The 4,449-nt window shown below is 61.3% G+C and carries 4 protein-coding genes; all 4 read left to right on the top strand.

All coding sequences use genetic code 11. The features are described 5' to 3' along the window. Window positions 1–235 precede the first annotated feature (235 nt). Genes FB009_RS32420 through FB009_RS32435 form a run of 4 tightly spaced genes read left to right on the top strand, consistent with a single transcriptional unit; the run spans window position 236 to window position 4,301 of the window. Window positions 236–1,537: a capsular polysaccharide export protein, LipB/KpsS family gene (locus tag FB009_RS32420; protein ID WP_101804579.1), complete on the top strand. Its 1,302-nt coding sequence runs from the start codon at window positions 236–238 to the stop codon at window positions 1,535–1,537. Between the two features lie 5 nt (window positions 1,538–1,542). Next, entirely contained in the window at window positions 1,543–2,313 is a 771-nt protein-coding gene (locus FB009_RS32425) for an ABC transporter permease (protein WP_012061903.1), read from the top strand. Then, complete coding sequence (locus FB009_RS32430) at window positions 2,310–2,969, top strand: ABC transporter ATP-binding protein (RefSeq protein WP_012061904.1); 660 nt, start codon at window positions 2,310–2,312, stop codon at window positions 2,967–2,969. Before FB009_RS32425 ends, FB009_RS32430 begins: the two co-directional genes overlap by 4 nt. Further along, window positions 2,970–4,301, top strand: coding sequence for an RkpR, polysaccharide export protein (locus tag FB009_RS32435; protein WP_101804580.1), 1,332 nt, complete (start codon window positions 2,970–2,972; stop codon window positions 4,299–4,301). It begins immediately after the preceding gene. The last annotated feature ends 148 nt before the right edge of the window (window positions 4,302–4,449 follow it).

The raw sequence follows: 4,449 nt of genomic DNA on the forward strand, positions 1-4,449 counted from the left end.
ATCATTGCGCTTGCCCGCAAATTGCTCGCCATCGCAAACGCCATCATCAGGGACAAAACAACCTTCCGACGAACCACCTGACAAACACAGTTGCCTGTGACAGCAGGAATGAGGGGAAGCTCAGGCGCATCGCCCTACATCTAAAATGCTGGCGATAGCCGTATCGGACATGTAGAAGACGTGCTGACGCCGGGCACTGGCGTCGGGAATGGCGGATCGGCAACGGGAAATGTGAATGAAACCTCACGCCGGCGAGGGCTCACGAGCAACGGATTTCGGTAGCGGCGCTGCGCCTCAGGGGCGCCGAACGACCTTTGCCGTCCAGATCACCGAGTGGAAGCGGGAGCCTTTCGAACGATATTTCCCCGACAGGCACTTCCACTTCCTTCCGATGAATCTCGGCGAACACGAGTTCGAGCGCGTCTGGAAGCCGCGAATTCTCGCCGAGAGCAGCGCCGAGATACTCGCCTGGGGGCCGGAGCTACCAGGCCCGCTGGATGCGCTGGCCAAGGCGCGGAACATTCCCGTTACGTTCATTGAGGACGGCTTCCTTCGTTCGGCCCGGCCGAGCGCCAGCCGCACGCCTCCCCTCTCTCTGGCCCTCGACAGCAAGGCGATCTATTTCGACTGCCGGCATCCCTCGCAGCTCGAGGAGCTGTTGGGAACCTACGATTTCGAGGCGGATGCGGAATTGATGACGCGCGCGCGCGCCGGCATCGCGCTTCTCACCGAAAGCGGCATCAGCAAATATAATGGCGGCCGGCATCGGACGACCGAGGAGGTTTACGGCGAGAAGACGCGCAAGCGCGTGCTGGTCGTCGGCCAGGTGGAGGACGACGCTTCCGTCCGCTACGGCTGCCTCAGTCATATGACCAACAACGACCTGGTGCTGCTTGCGGCCTCCGAACAGCCCGACGCCCAGATCCTCTACAAGCCGCATCCGGACGTGCTGAGCCGCGTACGGCCGGCAAGGTCCGATCCCGCAGAAGTCGCGCATCTTTGCACCCTGGTCACAGAGAGGCTGCCGCTTGCAGAGGCGCTGCGCACCGTCGACCACGTCTATACGATCACCTCGCTCGCGGGTTTCGAGGCGATCATCCGCGGTATCGAGGTCACCACCGCCGGCTGTCCCTTCTATTCCGGATGGGGGCTGACGGACGACCGCCAGCCTAACCCGCGCCGCGGGCGGCGCTTGAGCATCGAGGCGCTTTTCGCGGGCACCTATCTGCTTTATCCTTGCTACTTCGATCCCGAGACCGGAGAACGATCGTCATTCGAAGAAACCGTCGCGACAATCAGAAGGCAGCTGGAAGAGCCGCAGGGCCTTGCCCGGCCGCGGCCGGCGTGGCGCGCCTGGGGGCCCTATGGCCTCCTCGGCTGGCGCCACCTGCTGCCCGCCTTCGTCACGCCGGTTATCCGCAAGATAGGCAGTGACCGCGATGTCGAAGACTTCAGGGCCGATCCGATCCGCTTCTTCCGCAGCCTCTCCGACCGGAAGTTCCGCGTCATCGGCCGTATTCTCTATCCGTTCGGGTGATTGAGATGGAGTACGTCGCCACCCATCTCCGTGTCGTCGCCGCCCTGCTGGTACGGGAAATGTCGACACGCTTCGGCTCGAAACCCGGCGGCTATGTCTGGGCGCTGCTCGATCCCGCCGCCCACATCCTGCTGATGACCTCGATCTTCCAGGCGATCGCACATACGCCAGCTCTCGGCACAAGCTTCGCGCTGTTCTTCGCCACAGGCTATATCGCCTTCCAGTTCTACCAGGCGATGAACGGCTATCTGAACGCCGCGGTCAAGGCCAACAAGGCGCTGCTCAGCTATCCGAATGTCGCGCCGATCGACACGATCGTCGCGCGCTTCGTCCTGCAGATGGGCACGACATCGCTGGTCGCCTTCATCGTGCTCGGCACGATCGTCGCCACCATGCGGGTCGATACCGACCTTCACTGGCCCTCGATCCTGGAGGCCATCGCGCTCGCCTGCCTTTTCGGCCTCGGCGTGGCCTTGATCAACTGCGTGCTCTTCCTCAAATATCCGCTCTACGAGCAGGTCTTCGGCATAGTCAACCGGCCGCTCTTTCTCATCTCGGGCGTCTTCTTCCTGCCCGACTCGATTCCGGCACCCTATCGCGAGCTGGTGCTCATCAATCCGCTCGTTCACATCATCATGGGCTTCCGCAAGGGCTTCTACCCGGAGTATCGGGCAATCGGGCTCGATATGGACTATCTCTACGGAATCGCATTTCTGACATTGTTTGCCGGGATGCTGGTCTTCACCCTTTCCAGAAAGACGCTGAGAAACGAATGATCCGGTTCGAGCAGGCGACGAAATACGCCCGCACCAAGGGCATCAAGAAGCCGATCATCGAAGATGCCTCGCTGACACTCAACCGCGGCAAGAGCGTCGGCCTGCTCGGCCGCAACGGCGCCGGCAAATCGACGCTGCTGCGGCTGATCGCCGGCGCGATCAAGCTCGACGGCGGTCGAATCATCCGCCGCGGCAAGATTTCCTGGCCGCTCGGATTCGCCGGCAGCTTCCAGAGCTCGATGACCGGCGAACAGAATGTGCGTTTCGTCGCCCGTATCTACGGTGTGAATACAGAGCAACTGATCGCCTATGTCGAGGATTTTGCAGAGCTTGGCCCCTTCTTCAAGGCGCCGGTCGGCACCTATTCCTCCGGAATGAAGGCGCGCCTTGCCTTTGGGTTGAGCATGGGCGTCAACTTCGACTATTATCTTGTCGACGAAATCACCGCCGTTGGTGATACAAATTTTAAGAAGAAGTGTCAGGCTGTATTCGAAACTAGGCTACAGGACTCGGATGTGGTCATGGTCTCGCACAGCACCGGTACGATCCGCGACTATTGCGATTGCGGTGTGGTGCTGGAAAAAGGCAAGATGACCTATTATGAGAATGTCGAAGACGCAATACGCGCGCACGACAAGAACATGAAGGAAAGCTAAATGGCGGCAAGCAAAGACGCGGCTGTGAACAAGGCTGATTCCGCGCAAGCCGCCGGGAAGGACGTGTCGGCAACGGCCGCGGCGAAAAGCAAGGGCATAGCGGTTCTCGAAGGGCTTCTCGGCAAGGAAAGCGCGCCGGTCATCCCCCTGCCCGGACGCCAAAAGGCCCTTCCCCCCAAGAAGACAGGCTGGAAAGCCGGCTGGCTAAAGAAGCTCCGCTGGCGTCACGCGATCATCGGCGGCACCTTCCTGGGTCTTGTTGCCGTTCCCGCGACGCTTGCTTCGCTCTACATGGCCTTCATCGCCGCCGACCAGTATCACAGCACCACGTCTTTCGCCGTGCGCAGCATCGAGGGCGGCGTTTCAAGCGACATCCTGGGAATGTTCACACAGGCATCCGGCGGCAGCACGGTTTCGGACAGCTATATCCTCATGGATTATATCCTGAGCGAGCGCATGGCGGCGGACGCGGACCGCCGGTTCAAGCTGGAAGACGTCTACGCGGCGCGCGGGCTGGATTATTTCTACGGCATCGGCTCCGAATTGCCCATCGAGGACAAGCTCGACTACTGGCGCGACATGGTGAACGTCAATTTCGACCACGCCTCCGGCATCATGCAGGTAACCGTCAAGGCCTTTGAACCGCAACAGGCGCGTGAGATCGCGAAATTCATCGTGGACCAGAGCGACAACCTGGTGAACAGCCTGTCGCTCTCCGCCCGCAACGACGTGCTGCGTGCGGCGCAGGACGAAGTGCTTGCGGGCGAGGCGCGGCTTTCCAAAGCGCGCGCGGCGCTGCGCGACTACCGCGACAAATCGCAGGAAATCAGTCCCGAAGAGGGGGCAAAGCTTGCCGTTCAGCTCATCGGATCTCTGGAGCAGCAGCTGACGCAGCTTAATGCCGATCTTGCGACGGCCAAGAGCCAGATGGGCGAAGACACGCCCCGAATCCGTGTCCTCAAGACGCGCATAGAGAGCCTGGAACAGCAGCTCGACGTGGAGCGCCAACGCCTGGGCGCCGGCGAAAAGTCCACGGCCGGGAACGACCCCAATTCACCGGATGTCGCGGGTCGCATCGCCGAGTTCGAGGAATTGGAGACGGAGCGCGAGTTCGCGGAACGTGCCTATACGGCAGCGTTGGGATCGCTTGAGAAGGCACGTATCGACGCAAACAACCGCCAGCGCTATCTGGCACTTTTCATCGAGCCGACGCTTTCGGAGCTTGCTCAGTATCCGGCGCGGCTGCTGAACTCGTTTCTGGTGATGCTGGGACTACTGTTTGCCTGGGGCATCGGCGTCATGGGATACTATAACATCCGCGATCGGGCGTAGCTGCTGCGGCACCCCGCCGCCGCCGGTTTCGACGTGCGGCGCGCTTTCCGCTCTCAGGCGACGCCGGCGCGCAGCAGATCGTGAATATGCAGGATGCCGACCGGTGCGCCCGCATCGCCGACGAGGAAGAGCACGGTGATCTTGTGTT

This window comes from Sinorhizobium medicae, assembly GCF_007827695.1.
Classification (GTDB): domain Bacteria; phylum Pseudomonadota; class Alphaproteobacteria; order Rhizobiales; family Rhizobiaceae; genus Sinorhizobium; species Sinorhizobium medicae.

Bases quoted from the DNA above. Each gene is read 5' to 3' on its own strand.
- FB009_RS32435 (WP_101804580.1), top strand. From the start codon at position 2,970: ATGGCGGCAAGCAAAGACGCGGCTGTGAACAAGGCTGATTCCGCGCAA.
- FB009_RS32420 (WP_101804579.1), top strand. From the start codon at position 236: ATGAAACCTCACGCCGGCGAGGGCTCACGAGCAACGGATTTCGGTAGC.
- FB009_RS32430 (WP_012061904.1), top strand. From the start codon at position 2,310: ATGATCCGGTTCGAGCAGGCGACGAAATACGCCCGCACCAAGGGCATC.
- FB009_RS32425 (WP_012061903.1), top strand. From the start codon at position 1,543: ATGGAGTACGTCGCCACCCATCTCCGTGTCGTCGCCGCCCTGCTGGTA.